The organism is Paenibacillus sp. WG02 (genome assembly GCF_055396115.1).
Genome location: NZ_AP036016.1, coordinates 4,505,534 through 4,521,092, shown reverse-complemented (window position 1 = coordinate 4,521,092; position 15,559 = coordinate 4,505,534). Strand labels below are relative to the sequence as shown.

General features: G+C 42.0%; 16 protein-coding genes and 1 pseudogene. 12 read left to right on the top strand and 5 right to left on the bottom strand.

Going from position 1 to position 15,559, the window contains the following annotated elements; translation table 11 throughout:
- The first annotated feature begins 72 nt into the window (after nucleotides 1-72).
- Complete coding sequence (locus tag ACBP55_RS20460; RefSeq protein ID WP_464644551.1) at nucleotides 73-555, top strand: PepSY domain-containing protein; 483 nt, start codon at nucleotides 73-75, stop codon at nucleotides 553-555.
- Nucleotides 556-864: 309 nt separating this feature from the next.
- Entirely contained in the window at nucleotides 865-1,461 is a 597-nt protein-coding gene (locus ACBP55_RS20455) for an undecaprenyl-diphosphatase (RefSeq protein WP_464644550.1), read from the top strand.
- A 76-nt stretch (nucleotides 1,462-1,537) separates the two neighbouring features.
- Here the strand turns inward: ACBP55_RS20455 and ACBP55_RS20450 are convergent, their stop codons facing one another.
- Nucleotides 1,538-1,738, bottom strand: coding sequence for a hypothetical protein (locus tag ACBP55_RS20450; RefSeq protein ID WP_464644549.1), 201 nt, complete (start codon nucleotides 1,736-1,738; stop codon nucleotides 1,538-1,540).
- Between the two features lie 172 nt (nucleotides 1,739-1,910).
- On the opposite strand from ACBP55_RS20450, the gene ACBP55_RS20445 reads away from it, so the two are divergent.
- Entirely contained in the window at nucleotides 1,911-3,326 is a 1,416-nt protein-coding gene (locus ACBP55_RS20445) for a glycoside hydrolase family 18 protein (RefSeq protein WP_464644547.1), read from the top strand.
- A 302-nt stretch (nucleotides 3,327-3,628) separates the two neighbouring features.
- Here ACBP55_RS20445 and ACBP55_RS20440 read toward each other — a convergent pair.
- Nucleotides 3,629-4,117 (bottom strand): annotated as a pseudogene (locus ACBP55_RS20440) (C40 family peptidase); the annotation flags it as partial.
- 266 nt (nucleotides 4,118-4,383) lie between these two features.
- On the opposite strand from ACBP55_RS20440, the gene ACBP55_RS20435 reads away from it, so the two are divergent.
- Both ACBP55_RS20435 and ACBP55_RS20430 read left to right on the top strand, forming a co-directional pair.
- Nucleotides 4,384-4,803, top strand: a complete 420-nt coding sequence (locus ACBP55_RS20435) for a GTP pyrophosphokinase (RefSeq protein WP_464644545.1) — start codon at nucleotides 4,384-4,386, stop codon at nucleotides 4,801-4,803.
- A gap of 719 nt (nucleotides 4,804-5,522) precedes the next feature.
- On the top strand, nucleotides 5,523-5,972 hold the full coding sequence (locus ACBP55_RS20430) for a DUF441 domain-containing protein (RefSeq protein WP_464644543.1): 450 nt from the start codon (nucleotides 5,523-5,525) through the stop codon (nucleotides 5,970-5,972).
- 240 nt (nucleotides 5,973-6,212) lie between these two features.
- On the opposite strand, the gene ACBP55_RS20425 is transcribed toward ACBP55_RS20430, so the two are convergent.
- From ACBP55_RS20425 to ACBP55_RS20415, 3 genes are all read right to left on the bottom strand, one after another.
- Nucleotides 6,213-6,443 carry a cold-shock protein gene (locus ACBP55_RS20425; RefSeq protein ID WP_029194306.1) on the bottom strand — a complete coding sequence of 77 codons (231 nt, stop codon included), beginning with the start codon at nucleotides 6,441-6,443 and terminating at the stop codon, nucleotides 6,213-6,215.
- 72 nt (nucleotides 6,444-6,515) lie between these two features.
- Nucleotides 6,516-6,716, bottom strand: coding sequence for a cold-shock protein (locus ACBP55_RS20420; RefSeq protein ID WP_029194307.1), 201 nt, complete (start codon nucleotides 6,714-6,716; stop codon nucleotides 6,516-6,518).
- Between the two features lie 186 nt (nucleotides 6,717-6,902).
- The gene (locus ACBP55_RS20415; protein ID WP_464644541.1) at nucleotides 6,903-7,325 is read right to left on the bottom strand and encodes a MarR family winged helix-turn-helix transcriptional regulator; all 423 of its coding nucleotides are present in this window, start codon (nucleotides 7,323-7,325) and stop codon (nucleotides 6,903-6,905) included.
- A gap of 196 nt (nucleotides 7,326-7,521) precedes the next feature.
- On the opposite strand from ACBP55_RS20415, the gene ACBP55_RS20410 reads away from it, so the two are divergent.
- From ACBP55_RS20410 to ACBP55_RS20380, 7 genes are all read left to right on the top strand, one after another.
- A complete protein-coding gene (locus tag ACBP55_RS20410; protein WP_268617861.1) occupies nucleotides 7,522-7,977 on the top strand; it encodes a CBS domain-containing protein in 456 nt (151 codons plus the stop codon).
- A 44-nt stretch (nucleotides 7,978-8,021) separates the two neighbouring features.
- Entirely contained in the window at nucleotides 8,022-9,470 is a 1,449-nt protein-coding gene (locus ACBP55_RS20405; RefSeq protein WP_464644539.1) for an MDR family MFS transporter, read from the top strand.
- A gap of 103 nt (nucleotides 9,471-9,573) precedes the next feature.
- Nucleotides 9,574-11,019, top strand: coding sequence for an eCIS core domain-containing protein (locus ACBP55_RS20400; protein ID WP_464644537.1), 1,446 nt, complete (start codon nucleotides 9,574-9,576; stop codon nucleotides 11,017-11,019).
- Nucleotides 11,020-11,160: 141 nt separating this feature from the next.
- Nucleotides 11,161-11,766, top strand: a complete 606-nt coding sequence (locus ACBP55_RS20395; RefSeq protein WP_464644535.1) for a pentapeptide repeat-containing protein — start codon at nucleotides 11,161-11,163, stop codon at nucleotides 11,764-11,766.
- A gap of 85 nt (nucleotides 11,767-11,851) precedes the next feature.
- Nucleotides 11,852-12,253: an Rrf2 family transcriptional regulator gene (locus ACBP55_RS20390; RefSeq protein WP_464644533.1), complete on the top strand. Its 402-nt coding sequence runs from the start codon at nucleotides 11,852-11,854 to the stop codon at nucleotides 12,251-12,253.
- Between the two features lie 293 nt (nucleotides 12,254-12,546).
- Nucleotides 12,547-13,953, top strand: a complete 1,407-nt coding sequence (locus tag ACBP55_RS20385) for an MATE family efflux transporter (protein ID WP_464644531.1) — start codon at nucleotides 12,547-12,549, stop codon at nucleotides 13,951-13,953.
- Between the two features lie 235 nt (nucleotides 13,954-14,188).
- Nucleotides 14,189-14,962: a polysaccharide lyase family 7 protein gene (locus ACBP55_RS20380; protein WP_464644530.1), complete on the top strand. Its 774-nt coding sequence runs from the start codon at nucleotides 14,189-14,191 to the stop codon at nucleotides 14,960-14,962.
- The last annotated feature ends 597 nt before the right edge of the window (nucleotides 14,963-15,559 follow it).

Sequence of the window (15,559 nt, the reverse complement as noted above, 5' to 3'; positions counted from 1 at the left end):
ATCGTACTATCAGAAACTATTGTTACACTTATCCATGTAAGAAAAATACAATTGATAAGGTGGAATGAACCCATGAAATCGATTAGCAAGAAGATCATTGTAGGAACAGTAGCAGCAAGTTTAGTTCTAGGGAGCGGTGTAGTTGGACTGTTACATTCAACTGCGTTTGCGAATACAGTGGGAACTTCAACGCCTCAAATGACGCCAAGTCAGGTAACGAACACTGAAAACGACAAAGAAGTAGCTGACAGTGCTGAACAACAAGATCAAGATCAAGAGGTTGCTGATGACGTAGAACAAGCAAATTTACAGAAACAAGCCACAATCACAAAAGAACAAAGTGCAGCAATTGCTACTGGACAAGTTCAAGGAAACGTCAAAGATGTTCAGTTGGAAGATGAGAACGGTGTGGTCGTGTATAATGTGCAAATCCAAGATAGCAAAGGTCTGGTATTTGAAGTTAAGGTAGATGCTAAGACGGGGAAAATCACGAAACAAGAACAAGATAACGCAGAGCAAAACGGACAAGATGATACAGAAACGAATGACGATTAAAAATTATCGGGTTTAAGTAGGGGCTGTCCCAGTTAGATGAACCGTTTAGAGCAATTAAGGCCAAAGTAACTGGAGGAATTCCTGTTAGATTTCACTCCGTATCGAAACAAAATAGAGGCTGCTCGCTAGGTTATTAACCTTTTGAGTCAGCCTCTTTATATATTATCCACATTCTTTCTAATTAACCAATTAAAAATTACTTTGAAAATTAAGTGAATGAAGTCTAAAGCCGCGTTCACTCATAAACTTTTAATCTATGTTTAGTATCATTATTAACCGAGGTTAATAACACGATTAAAGGAGACATTTATGAATTTATCTCAACTTGATTATCAGTGGTTTCAAGCGATCAATGACTTAGCCAGCAAGTTTGCCGCCTTGAATCCTCTGATGGCTTTCTGCGCTGATAATTTGGATTACCTATTTTATTTGGGTGTTATCGTTTATTGGTTTAGACGAACTCCTGATATTCGTAGAATGGTGTTTAATGCTTTAGTATCCGCGGCCGCAGCGTTAGGCACTAATAGCATTATCGGCAGTTTCTATCATCGTGATCGTCCATTCGTGGCACATCATGTTATTCAATTAGTTAATCACGAGGCATCCGCCTCTTTTCCGAGCAATCACGCTGCGGCTGCATTTGCCGTTGCAGCCTCGATCTGGCTTTGGCGGCGGAAGGACGGGAGGGTTTGGTTCATACTGGCTGCCCTTATCGGCTTCTCACGTATTTGGTCTGGCATTCACTACCCGATGGATATCATAGGGGGAGCGATATTAGGGATTCTCATTGCGGTCCTAATTGGCAAGCTGATGCGTTGGCAATTACTTAAATGGTTATCTGAATCCTTGATCCGCATTTATGAATCCGTTGAAATTAAAGTATGGAAACCTCAGAAAACGAAATAAAAGACACTGCCATGAATTCCGAATTAGAACCTAACCAAAAAAGCAGTCATTAAATTGACTGCTTTTTTGCTATTTATTAATTTGTTCCGCTGTTATCGTTATCACTATCGTTAATGTTTATAACACTATTTACCAAATTTTTCGCAATACCAAGTGTTGTTCCTACAGCATTTTCTGCAGTGTTAAATACGAAACTGCTGATAGATTGAATACCGTCTACAACAGCACCTGTTGTATTTTCAACGAAGTTGTTTTCATTTTGTTTATTCTCTGACATATGCATGCCTCCAAGTTGTTATTTATGTTTTAATGTACCATGAGCAACGTGAAAGTATGTATGCATCTGCGAATAATGCCCAAAAGAAAATTGGGTATTCGCCTAAAACACTAGAGACATTAGCGGAATAAAGTACATGTAGAAGTTAAAGGCGAGAGAGTGAGGTATAACCGTGCAAATTCATGTGGTGCAAAGAGGGGAGAACCTATGGCTGATTTCAAGTCGTTATGGTGTGAATGCCAATCGGATTATCGCCGTCAATGAGCTGCAGGATCCCAATCGTTTAGTCATCGGTCAGGCATTAGTCATTCCACCGCCTTATACCGAATATGTGGTCCGATTGGGAGACACGCTTGGGACGATTGCAGGCCGTTTCGGCATTACCGTAGAGGCCATTGCTAAGGCAAATTTAATAACCGATGCCACGCAGATTAGACCCGGACAAGTATTAATTATTCCGGTTTTGTACCATACCGTGCGGCCTGGTGAAACCCTGTGGATGATCGCCAACCGTTACGGCGTTGCTGTGCAGGCCATCGCACAAGCTAATCAAATTACGAATCCTGCGCTTATTTCCTCGGGTCAAAACTTGAAAATCCCCGAAAAGATGAGGAAAATCATTGATGTCAATGGTTATACCAACGTATTCGGAAAAGTGGCTGCTGGGCAAGTTCGCAAGGATGGGATGCATCTAACGTATTTATGCCCATTTGGGTATCGCATGAAGGATGATGGAAGCCTTGAGCCCGTTGATGATCAGGAGCTCATCGCAGCCGCATATGAGAAACATGTCGTACCGGTCATGTCGATCACCAATTTTTCCGCAACGGAAGCCGGCTCGAAGCTGGCACATACCATTTTATCAAGTCCCGAATTGCAAAATAAGCTAGTGGAGAACATCTTAACCATCATGACAAACAAAGGCTATCGTGGGTTAAATGTTGATTTTGAAAATGTATATCCAAGTGATCGTGAATTTTATAATCAATTTCTTCGACTTGCCGTCCGTAAACTGCATGAGAAAGGTTTTTTCGTATCATCCGCCCTTGCCCCTAAGACTAGCTCAGAGCAAAAGGGTTTACTTTACGAAGCTCACGATTATGCCGCTCATGGAGAAATTGTCGACTTTGTTGTACTCATGACGTATGAGTGGGGTTACAGATTCGGTCCACCTCAATCCATCTCTCCCATTAACGAAATACGACGCGTTCTCGATTATGCCGTCACAGTCATTCCAAGAAATAAAATATTTATGGGCTTTCAGTTATATGCACGTGATTGGCTCCTTCCTCATGTAAAAGGACAACAGGCAGAGACATTCGATATGCAAGAAGCTATTCGCCGAGCTGTTCAACATGGGGCGGAAATCAAGTACGATCGCCTGTCCCAAACGCCATACTATCGCTATGCAGATGAGAAACAACATACGCATGAAGTCTGGTTCGAGGATGCAAGAAGTGCGCAGGCCAAATTCGATCTGGTAAAGGAATATAACTTAAGAGGGGTAAGTTACTGGGTACTGGGTTATCCGTTTCCGCAAAATTGGGTATTGCTAGAAGATAATTTTCAAATCCGTAAAATCATATGAAAAATACGAAAACCAACTCTTTACCAAATATTATTGCTATGATGGACGAAAATTTTATATAGAACTAAGAGCCCAAATTAGATCATGGGCTCTTAGTTAAAAGCAATTAACTCAAAATATAAATAGAATTAATTTTCTTGTTGTTGGTTCTCTCCGTCAGAAGATTTTGCTGGACGGTGGTATACGTTTACTGGGTTATTTGAATGTTTGGCTGGTGTGTAGCTAGGTTTTGGCTGAGTTGCATTAGGTGCAGCGTTTTGTTGCGGCTGTGGAACGCTAGGATTAAAGGTTTGACCATCTGGCAGCACGCGGCGGGCTGTCGTATAGTGAGAATTCCACCATCCGGAGTTCAAATCAGTAATCGTTACTCCCGCTCTGCCGAAAGTATGCAATAGTTTTCCGTTCCCCATATAAATTGCTACATGATGAATGGGGCTATAAAAAAACACAAGATCACCAGGTTGCAATTGATCTCTTGAAACATAAGTTCCTGCTTGTGACTGTTGTCTGGACGAACGAGGGATATTAACGCCGTTAGCTTTATAAACATATTGAGTAAATGAAGAGCAATCAAAGCTGCTTGTATTTCCAGTGCGTGCACCAAATTGGTAACGTACGCCCATAAATTGTTGGCCAGTTTTAATAATGTTGCTTGCAGTAGATGAAGTAGACACTGAAGCGGCATGAGCTGATTGGGGACTCAACATCATACTTCCTGCAGCAAAAATGGACAAACTAAGGCTTAATCCCACTAACGACTTGCCAAGGCGGGTTTTCGTCTTGTATATCATGTTGTATTTCCTCCTGTGTTGGATCGTATTTGGCTTTCGCCTGAAAACATCGTATCATAAATAAAGTCTACTAATATTTACCGAATAGGATGTAAAAGCAAGCACTTCCTAGTATTAGCGGGGATTATTAGAAACCTATTAGAAAAACATGAGAGAAGATACCTTGAAAGTTCAAAAACAGGAAAAACCATTCCTTTTTTCTTCCGTCTAAATAATAATAGGAAAAGAAAATGTTCAGAAAATAGTTTACTAGAGGAGTTGTCAAAATGAGCACTTTAACCAAAGCCATACTAATAGCCGCGAAAGCTCATGATGGTCAAACAGATAAAGGCGGAAATCCATATATCTTACATCCTGCCAGATTAGCAACTAAAACTAGCAGCGAAGAAGAAGCAATTGTAGCCATTTTACATGATGTTGTGGAAGATTCAGATATTACGCTATTTGATTTAAAAAATGCAGGTTTTAGCATAGATATTATTGAAGCTTTAGATTGTCTTACAAAAAGAGCAGATGAATCATATGAAGGCTTTATCAAGAGGATTAAATTAAACCCCCTAGCGACGAAAGTGAAACTTCTAGATCTAGAGGATAACAGTGATGTCAGTCGAATTCCTAACCCATCAGAAAAAGACTATGCAAGGATTGATAAGTACAAAAAGGCAATTGCAGAACTTAAATTCTAATACAACTTCTATTACGAATAACGAAAATACAGCATGAGAGGATTGCAGATGTAATGAGTGATACGGTTAATCTTACAATTGGAGGTTCCTATGTTTTTGCTCCAGATAATCCAAGAAAAACGAAGAATCGGGGTAGGAAATGCACCATTCTTTCTTTCGAGTTGAATGATGAGTATGAACTAGAAGTTAGGGTTGTATATCATGATACGAATAGAGAAGCATTATTACAGGTAAGTGATTTAAAGACAATAACGGAATGAAATAAAGATTCTAAGAGGTGAGTCAGTGGTAATTGTAAGACTTTTAGAAAAGCAGGAATATGATTTTTTCATGGATATGCACTATGAGTCCATTTATGTATTAGAGGCACACGTTTTATCAAAGTGAGGATTTGAAAGAGATTCTTGTTGATGATGTAATAACGGGTGACAATATAACTTTAGCTGAGTGGCGAAAATAAGGAACTCAATAGCTTAGCCGCATATTTTGCGGCTTTTTAAACTATAAAAAAGTTCAATTTTAACATGAGTAAGACTAACACCTGTACACAAATCTTAAAATCTTCTGCGTTCAAACAGCCCGTAATAAACTTGATTCGAGTAAGGAATACTATACTAAAACCTATTGAACTAGAAGAACGCGAAGCTTCGGCCTGCACTCATAGCATGTGAAATAATAGTGGCACTGTTAAATACATAGCAAGAAGGAGGTTGGTCAGTTTGCCTCAGCTAGATATGCCATCGTTGATGCTCATTCTGTTGGCTCTACTTGGAGTCATCAGCCGCAACAACTCAATTACGATTGCTGCCGTCGTGCTTTTGCTGATTCGAGTCGTCAAGTTGGACCAAGCCTTCCCGTGGATTGAGAAAAATGGCCTTTCACTTGGCATCATTATCCTGACAATTGGTATTCTTTCTCCTCTGGCCAGCGGCTCGATCAGCATGAAGGAGCTTTATCAGTCCTTCTTGCATTGGAAATCAATCGCCGCCATTGTCGTTGGCGTGTTGGTAGCTTATCTAGGCGGACGAGGCGCTCATTTGATGGCCGGCAACCCTACGATCGTAACAAGTCTCGTCATCGGGACGATTATAGGCGTGGCATTTCTAAAAGGAGTGCCTGTTGGGCCGCTGATCGCTGCCGGAATTTTATCTCTGCTGATTGGGAAATGACAGATAAGCATTGTGGGCAGCGCCTCGCTCCAATGATTGGAACAATGTCTTCCCCTTGTGAGATGACCGACCATAAAGATCAGACATTCCCATTAAGCCTAGACCAATTACGGAAACCGAAGAACTCTGTGAGCTGAATGATTTGTATTTCATGTTTAAAATTATAAAAAAGAGGAGCCGCCCTGTGGCCGCTCCTTTTGGGTACTCATCCTATATACCTTTTGTCATACTTACAGACGTCTATGAGATCTGTCTGCCTTTATTAAGGGACTTCATATCGATGTTGGAGTTGGCAAGTAGAGGAAGCATCTTCACAGAGCTAATCATAGGAGAAAGGCACTGGTGGCAAGTTGGAACGTACTCAAAAGCGAAATTGTCTCGAATCCAACCCGTACAATCATCTTTCTTGCAAGACCAGATTTTAGTGTTTTCTTGAGGGAGATCTTCTAACGATTTTCTTCGAAAATACATTGTATACTCCTCCTTAGATTAAAAAAACTGCCCTTAACACATGTTAAGGACAGTTTGCTGTGTATTACAGTTCTACAGTTTTACAACATTCTCGGCTTGAGGTCCGCGGTTGCCTTGAGCTACATTAAATTGAACACGTTGTCCTTCGTCAAGTGATTTGAAACCATCGCCTTGAATCGCGGAGAAATGAACGAATACGTCATTTCCGCCTTCCATTTCGATAAAGCCAAAGCCTTTCTCTGCGTTAAACCATTTTACTGTTCCTGTTTCCATAATCAATTACCTCCAAATAGTTATTTAACATGTTTTTTTAAACAAAAAAATCACACATTGAAAAAGGAACCATTACACAAATGATCACCTTTTCAATATGTGAATTTATGTTAACACTGTTTATAAAGTCATCTTATCATACAAAAGTATGTAAAGCAATTTATTAACGATGTTGGTCAGAAGGGTCTATATAAAAGTGCGATTAAACTTACTCAGAAGTTTCCCGAATATTTGCTGATCTTCCAAAGACCAGTCATGCAATAGCTCCGCTACACGTTCGAATCGAGCCTGTTTGTTTAACGCTAGTTCTTTGGCCCCGCTTTCTGTGATTTGAAGGGAATAGGCACGTCCATCATGGGGATCTAGAATCCGGTATACATAGCCTTTTTGTTCCAAAGCGGCGGATTGTCGGCTGATTGTCGAGATATCCAGATGAAATTCCTCCGCCAAGGCTTTGACGCCTGCAGACCCGTGTGCAGAGATTTGATGAAGTAAAAGATAGGCTGCACGATCAAGATTCCCAACTTTCATATTGGTGGTTGCAGCCATTAACCGGCGCATAAGAATTGCTAATTCAAGCTCAATCGTTTCTGCTGGATGATTCGTCATAGGTTACCTCGTCTTTAATTTCATTATAAATTTTTACTATATTTTACTGTAACATACCCGGTATGGTTTGAAAATCTTCGAACATAGGACTACATATGGATTGACATCATCCCATATAGTTGTATAATGCAAGTATATAGTTTCATCATACAACTTATTTGAACAGAAGGCAATTTCTAAACTGGAGGGGATCGTCATAAAAGCATATGAGATTATGGTTCGACAAGTCTACAAAGTAAAAGAAGGCGATTCTGTTCGCGACGTGATTGAGAAATTTATTAAGCACAGAATCAGTGGGCTTCCCGTTGTTAACGATCGGAATGAAGTGGTCGCTTATCTTAGTGATGGAGATATTATGCGCTATATCGGAAAGCATGAGGACCATGTCTTCGGCTCTTATTTCTACACAACAGTCATCAAGGGAGACAACGAAGAGTTCCACGAAAGAGTTCGCAGCCTGCTTCCTTTAAATGTCATGAAAATCGCACAAAAGAAGGTAATTGCCGTAGACTCCGATGAGGATATTGAACAAATTGCTGCCATTTTGGGTAAAAAACGAATTAAAAAACTGCCTGTTCTGAACCAAGGCGTTCTTGTCGGTATTATCAGCAGGGGGGATGTTATTCGTCATTCCTTCCAATCCATTTTGTAAATACGCCAGAGGCAGGGACAGAGCAACGAGTTGGAGGAATAGAAGTGGAGAGAACTTACTCATTACAGAAACCATTCTGGCGTATTGTTTTTGCCGTATTTTTCGGAAATTTCATGGCCACCTTGAGCACGACTTCTATAAATGTGGCTTTGCCCGTATTCATGGATGATTTTAATGCTCCGCTGAATACCGTTCAATGGATGATGTCAGGATTTATGCTGGCAACAGGTGTTATTGCTCCTATTATTGGTTTTATGGGAGATCGATTAAGTTATAAACGTCTATATGTCTATGCGTTAGGTGGATTTACTCTAACATCCTTACTTTGCATTTTCGCATGGAATATGGAGTCGCTGATCGCATTTCGAATTCTTCAGGGACTCTTCAGCGGCATTATTATGCCCACAACGATGACGATTATTTACCAGGTTATTCCCAAAGAGAAGCAAGCTAGCGCAATCAGTCTTTGGACGGTCTCAGCCATGTTGGCACCGGCATTCGGCCCAACGATCGGGGGTTGGTTAACGGAATCTTATGGCTGGAAAGCTCTATTCCTCATGAACATCCCGATCGGGATTATAGCAATGATCGTTACTCAGCGTTTTATTCCGTACTATCGGTTGGGGAAAGGTTTATCCTTAGACTTCATTGGATTTATTACAGTCATTATCGGAACGAGCTCGCTGCTAACATCGTTTAGCCAGAGTCATAGCTGGGGATGGACATCGTGGAAAACGATATTGCTTATGCTAGTCGGCATTATTATGATTGGCTACTTCATAATAACGTCACTAAAATCAAACGAACCGCTGCTTAATTTGCGCTTATTCCAAATACCTCGGTTTACGTATAGTCTAATTTTAAATTGCTGCATTACCATTTCTCTCTATGCAGGAACTTTCCTTATCCCGATTTACTTGCAAAAAATTCAACATGAATCAACACTGTACACAGGACTTGTCATGCTGCCAGGAACACTGGCCATGGCGCTTGTTTCATCACTGGTCGGGAAAGTGTATAACAAAGTGGGTCCATTCCGGTTGGTCATGTCCGGTGTCCTACTAATGGGTGTGGCCACATGGGCGCTGTCCCGATTAAGCATGACATCGGGTACCATCTTCATTGTTACCTGGATTGCCATTCGTTACGTTGGAATCGCTATGAGCAATATGCCTGTAACCAATGCCGGTATGTCCGCCATTCCGTCTCAATTGTCAGGTCAAGCATCCGCACTAATGAACTGGATCCGTCAAGGAACAGCGGCGCTTTCTGTTTCTCTTTTCAGTACCATTTTATCTTCCAGAACTCTTGAATATATGGGGAAATTAGGAGCGAAGGATAGTCTAGCGGCTTCGCGCGCACTCACCTTTAGCATACAGGATTTGTTTATAATTGGAACGATACTTGTTGTCATTGCGGTTCCACTCACTTTTTTCCTCCGGGAAAAAAATCACTCTGAAGGTGGACTGATCATACGAAAAATAGAGGGGTAATGTAGATGAATATCCGTCTAAGTGGCGGCTTTTTTTATAGCATTCATGTTCGACATAATGTGATAAAATAGAAGTAAATGGAATGTGACGAGGAGGTGTCAGGATGAAAAATCAAAGTTTAATGCGCAGACCAAGTGAAACATCTTCCTTAATAAATCACGGACAGGTAGCTTACGCGCAAGCGCCAATGGGGCAAAATTATATACATAACTTACATAAAACAGTGGGAAATCGAGCTGTTGCCCAAATGATGCGAGTTGGTCTACAAGCCAATCCGATGCAAACGGTCCAGAGTAAGACGAACCGTACAGGGCTTCCAGATGATTTGAAATCTGGCGTGGAGAGCCTTTCAGGGATTTCACTGGACGATGTGAAAGTCCACTATAATTCTTCCAAGCCTGCCCAATTGCAAGCCCATGCTTATGCGGAGGGGACAGATATTCATGTTGCACCAGGGCAAGACCAGCATCTCCCTCACGAAGCGTGGCATGTAGTGCAGCAAAAGCAAGGTCTTGTGAAACCCATGATGCAATTGGGAGGCGTTGCGATCAACGATGATGCAGGTTTGGAGCAGGACGCTGATATCATGGGTGCCAGGGCCTTACAGCAAGCCCAAGGGGGAACTGAGAATTCACCTCCAGGCATTCAAAGAAGTTCGCTGAATGGAGCCGGCGTCGTACAAAGAATGCTTGTTTCCAGTGTCAATAAAAGGAACGGCGACGAGGAAGAAAAGCAAGTGAATGCCTCCGATCTCGGAGAATCTAATGTCATATTTAAGGAGTACGCGCAATTCCTTGAAAATGACAGCTCTGCTTATGTCAAAGGAGAGGTAAAAAAAGGGATTGCAGGCCTGAAAAAAGTACTGAATGAAGCGGAAGTCGACGCCGGTGAGTTAAAAGAAAGCTTTATTGCCGGACTGATTCAGAATGGGTTATGGAAAGAAGCAAAAGATAGCGATTTTGATGCGCTGCGGACACAGATATCCACGCTTTATCCTGATTTCGAAGGTGTTGACGAGTATACAAAACAGGAAACAATCGATTACTGTAAGGATGATCCTGAGCCGCTGCAAGCATGGTTAGAGGAACTTATAACATTGACAGGGGACAAGGTGTCCGATTTTGTCGCTGGCGCTGCTTCCTTAACAGCAGGTTGGAAAAATTACTTGGCCTACGTTCTTTATGATAAGGCTAAGGTTAAATTTTACGATATGACGGAAGAATTTGTTCCGTTTGTTCAGCCATTTATTCAACTCATCGAGGATATCAACGCCAACCGGATTGATAGTTTGGACTATGTGAGAAAGTATGGCAATAACCCAGCTAATTACGGGGCTGAATTTGAGGTTGCGGGTCCTGCTGAAATGGTCACGAAGTATGACGATAAAGCCGTTGTCCATACGCATTATGACGCTAACAACGCACAGCCAAATTATGGGCATACGAAACCGTATGATAAAAGATATGAAACGGGTTACGGATATACGGTTGTAAATCTTCCTGCACTCTTAGGGATGGATGACACTCAAAAAACGTATAATGCCTTGTAGAAACTGTTGGTTCTAGATGTACTGGCATATTATCCTCTTATAATCCGCATTCACTGCGGATTTTTTTGATTTTGCTTTCTATTTGACTCGGCCAATCACTTAAGATAGAATTAATTATTTTCATTTAGAAGGAGTTGCCAGATGTATTCATATGTCGATCAAGAATATGTTGAACAAGATTTCAGCCATGCCGATCAGAAAGACGGAGAATTGCGGAATTGCACGTTTACAAGGTGCCGATTTCGCGGCACTCATTTAGAAGAAGTTTATACGATAGGTTCACATTTCATCGATTGTGATTTTACAGGTGCTCAGTTAAACGGTTCGGTACACACGGGTTCGGCTTTTACGAATTGCCTGTTTAAAGGAGCTAATTTATTCGTTGCCAAATTCATAGATTGCAAAATGATTGGTTCTGACTTTGCTGAGGCGTCGCTCGATGGCATTACCCTTCAAGGTGGTGATTGGTCTTATACGAATCTGAGACATACGAATTTAATGAAACAGGGGCTTAGGGGCATTCGTTTCCGGGAAGCCGACTTGAATGGATGTAATCTGGAGAAGTCCGATCTCAGGGATGCAGACTTGACTCGGGCTCAAATGGGGAAAGTAAAACTACAAGGCTCGGATCTAAGAGGTGCTATCCTTGATGGAATTGATTTCAAGTCTCTAGATATTAAAGGGGTGCGGATGGATATGACACAGGCCGTAGCTTTTGCCCGAGCTTATGGAGCGAAAATCGACTAGATGCGTAGAGTTAATACTTGACACTTTCTATTTATAAAATCTATTATGGATAAATAAAATCTTTTATTGAGGAAGATGATTTCGTATGAAGTACTCGAAAGCTACGAACTATGCCCTTCACTCCATGCTTTTTCTTGCAGCAGCCACGCCGAATAAGCCTGTTGGTGTGCAGCAATTGGCCGAGCAGCAAGAGGTTTCTCCTACTTATCTATCCAAAATATTAACCAAGTTAGTCAAGGCGGGAATGATTGAATCGGCATCAGGCGCCAATGGCGGATACAGGTTAAAACGGAATTGGGAAACCATCTCGTTCCTTGACATTATTCACGCTATTGAGGGGACTGCCTCAATATTCGATTGTAGCTTGGATCATGGAACGGAATGTATGATTATGCAAGTGGTACTATCGGCTGAGGAAAAGATGGAAGAACATTTGAGAAATCAGACCATGTCTGAGCTCGTCAAAAAAATGAAGATAGTTTTGTAAAAAATTATCTTTTTTTAGCTTAATTGCAGATATGAAATATCTTTAAAATCTATTGACGACATTAGACCCTCAGCCTGTTGCTGTGGGTCCTTTTTTTGTTATTCAACTGCGAACCGGGCAGGATAGCGGGATTAACTGTTGAATATTGTTGTATGATTTCAATTTAAAAGAGAACGAGAACTCATGAAGGTGTTAAGAATGATAGTGAAGTTGGAATCCGTTCTTGTCGTTTGTGGCCTAGTTCCCGCAGTTTCGGCGACTTCGGACGATTTCGAATGGGAAGTGAACCTCGTATGATTCCGTTACGTTATAAGGCTCGATGTCATGCTATTTTGAACAAATATCTTTCAGGGGAATCTATTGATTATCGACAGGTCATATCGCTTCTTCTCCCGATCCTCATCGACCAGGCCTTCCTCGTCGGCCTAAGCTTGGTGAACACCGCGATGATCAGTTCGTCGGGGGTGGCGGCGATCAGCGCAGTAAGTATGGTCGATTCGCTCAATCTCTTCCTGGTTAATGTCTTCGTCGCTTTGGCGACCGGAGGCACGGTGGTGGTGGCGCAGTACAAGGGCAGCGGGAATGATAAGATGTTATCCAAGGCGGCGGCAGCATCGCTTACCGCGGTGACTTTGACTGCGGTGACGCTCAGTCTGATCGTCCTTTTATTTTATCATCCGATCCTGAAGGTGCTCTTTGGAACAGCAGAACCGGATGTGTTCGACCATGCCGGCACTTATCTGGTGGGGAGCGCTTTGTCTTATCTCGGGATCGCGTTCAAGGAAGCGGTCTGCGGAGCGCTGAGGGGGATTGGCAGAACAAGAGTGACATTAGGGTTGTCCCTAATCCTGAACCTTTCTTACGTATTACTGAACGTCTTATTTGTCCATTTCATGGAAATGGGGGTGCTAGGTTTGAGCGTGGCCGTGAATATTTCCCGTTATTTGGCAGCGGCCTGCGCATTGTATTACCTTCTACGAATGGATGACAGCCTGCGAATTCGCCTTAAGGAATTGATGAACTGGAATATTTCCATGTTTAAGAAAATCATGTTCATCGGGCTGCCGTTCGCTGCTGAGCAGCTGTTTTTTAACGGGGGAAAAATGTTAACCCAAATCTACATCGTCAGCCTAGGCACATACGAGATTGCATCAAACGCCATCAGTTCCGTATTCGCTATGCTTTTACAAATCCCAGCCATAGCATTATCTACAGCATTAGTAACTGTGGTAGGGCAATGCATAGGGAGGGGGAATATTCAGGATGCTCGCAAATTAACGAGGTCGTTTCTGTGGCTGGCGTCTGGCTCCCTTTTGGTCACAGGGCTTATTTTGATCCCGTTCTTTAAGCCACTGGTTAGTCTGTTCCGCCCGCCAGCCGAAATCATGGATGATCTGTATCTCATTATGCTAATCAATATGTTAGCCCAGATCCCTCTATGGCCGATCAGTTTTCTGCTACCTGGCGCGTTGCGAGCAGCGGGGGATTCTCGTTTCACCTCCATTTCTTCAATGCTAACCATGTGGTTGTTTCGGGTTGTGCTCGGTTATGTGTTTGGTATTACGCTAAACTTTGGGGTAATCGGCGTGTGGGCGGCTATGCAATTGGAGTGGGGCGTGCGAGGTACAATCTTCCTGCTGCGTTATCGCGGGGAGCGGTGGTACAGGCACCGCCTGGTAGAGCCCGTGAGCGGGAAGTGAAATGAGTGTCTGAAAATAAGAGCTTAATAAACAACTAGGACGAGGCTGCCAGCTTGATTGGCGGCCTCCATTACGTTAAGCAATGTATTTTAAAGTAAAGAATAAAAAACAGCAATTTAACAAATAAAATGGACAATGTAGTGAAACATGAAACGCAATTCTTTTGATAAATTTAATGTAACCGATTACAAAATGCTGATTGTATTCGGTTAAAAACATTGAGAGGATGAGTATAATGATGAAAAGTATTTCTTTAAAAAAGAATATGTTAAAGTCGCTTAGTAAAGGGCTTGCGGTACTTTCACTAGCAGCTGCATTAACATCAGCCACACAGGTAAGTGCTGCAGCAAATATTGATTACCATATTTGGTCATTACAGCAACCGGACGGTTCGACGATCAGTTCGTCGACATTGGTTTCGGGATATTCCAGTAAATATTTCTACGCAGCTTCTGATGGAGGCCAAGCGTTCATGGATCCTAAGACTGGATCTACCACATCGGGTTCGTCTCATCCCCGTTCAGAGATGAGGGAGCAAACGACCAGCGGAAGCAATGCAGCTTGGAGCTGGAACGGAACGAACACAATGACGAATCAAGCTGCTGTGACATTACAGGGTGGCGGTTCGAGTGGGGCAACTACGATTGGACAAATTTTCAATAGCACAGATTCCATACCGTTGGTTGAATTGGAGTATACAGCAACTCCCAACTCAAAAGGCGGCAATTTCAAAATCCTATATGAAGAAGCAAAAGGAGCCGGTACCTACACCGATTTAAGTACCAAAGCTGCTCTGGGTTCAAAATTCACTTACCAAATGTCGCTTTCAGGTGGCGTAGCGACTGTTTCCATCAATGGCTCGCAGGTATTTTCTAAAAAACCAAGCTTCTCAGGGAAAACGTTCTACTTCAAGTGCGGAGATTATGATCAAACTGCGATATCTGGTTCGGTGAGCACAACGCCATATACCATAGTAGAGCTTTATTCAGTCAGCGTAGTACACAAGTAAGCTATATAAACTTAATCTAAGCTGAAAACGTTACAACTGGTAAAACCAAACCTTCGGTGGAGTAGACTATTATCTTTTGCTCAACGGATTTAAGGTTTTGTTTGAGCCGTTATTCATCGGTCACAAATAAAGATGGCAGCGTCCCTCAGGATGCTGCTTGTTTATTTTCTCTGCACAACTCGGTTCGATGCCAGAGATAGCAAAAAAACCATCTTAAAGTAGGTAGACCACTATAAAATGCCTTCTTACGCGCTAAGAAAAAATGAATTATTGTTAACTCACGGAACACGAAAACAACAAAAACCTATAAATATAAACGAAAGAAGGAATAAACCTGAAGAGTCTGATGCCTAAACAAGCAAAATAATTTTGGAGTCTGGAAGCAATTTTGGTGAAGTGGTGATTCGAGGTAAAGCGAAAAAGGGACTGTCCCATAAGGCGTTCATCTTTAGGCTTCCTCAGTTTTCACTGTTGCACTACATGGAAAACCTAACGTTAATTTGGGTGTTTTTTCATAAAAAGCGAGTTTACATGGAAAATCTCCCGTTATTTCTGATGAATTCTCGCTGAATAGCAATTCCACTCTAAATTAGAGGG

Bases quoted from the DNA above. Each gene is read 5' to 3' on its own strand.
- ACBP55_RS20390 (WP_464644533.1), top strand. From the start codon at position 11,852: ATGAAGTACTCGAAAGCTACGAACTATGCCCTTCACTCCATGCTTTTT.
- ACBP55_RS20420 (WP_029194307.1), bottom strand. From the start codon at position 6,716: ATGGAAACAGGAACAGTAAAATGGTTTAACGCAGAGAAAGGCTTTGGC.
- ACBP55_RS20450 (WP_464644549.1), bottom strand. From the start codon at position 1,738: ATGTCAGAGAATAAACAAAATGAAAACAACTTCGTTGAAAATACAACA.
- ACBP55_RS20395 (WP_464644535.1), top strand. From the start codon at position 11,161: ATGTATTCATATGTCGATCAAGAATATGTTGAACAAGATTTCAGCCAT.
- ACBP55_RS20455 (WP_464644550.1), top strand. From the start codon at position 865: ATGAATTTATCTCAACTTGATTATCAGTGGTTTCAAGCGATCAATGAC.
- ACBP55_RS20380 (WP_464644530.1), top strand. From the start codon at position 14,189: ATGATGAAAAGTATTTCTTTAAAAAAGAATATGTTAAAGTCGCTTAGT.
- ACBP55_RS20435 (WP_464644545.1), top strand. From the start codon at position 4,384: ATGAGCACTTTAACCAAAGCCATACTAATAGCCGCGAAAGCTCATGAT.
- ACBP55_RS20400 (WP_464644537.1), top strand. From the start codon at position 9,574: ATGAAAAATCAAAGTTTAATGCGCAGACCAAGTGAAACATCTTCCTTA.
- ACBP55_RS20425 (WP_029194306.1), bottom strand. From the start codon at position 6,443: ATGTATTTTCGAAGAAAATCGTTAGAAGATCTCCCTCAAGAAAACACT.
- ACBP55_RS20385 (WP_464644531.1), top strand. From the start codon at position 12,547: ATGATTCCGTTACGTTATAAGGCTCGATGTCATGCTATTTTGAACAAA.
- ACBP55_RS20460 (WP_464644551.1), top strand. From the start codon at position 73: ATGAAATCGATTAGCAAGAAGATCATTGTAGGAACAGTAGCAGCAAGT.
- ACBP55_RS20415 (WP_464644541.1), bottom strand. From the start codon at position 7,325: ATGACGAATCATCCAGCAGAAACGATTGAGCTTGAATTAGCAATTCTT.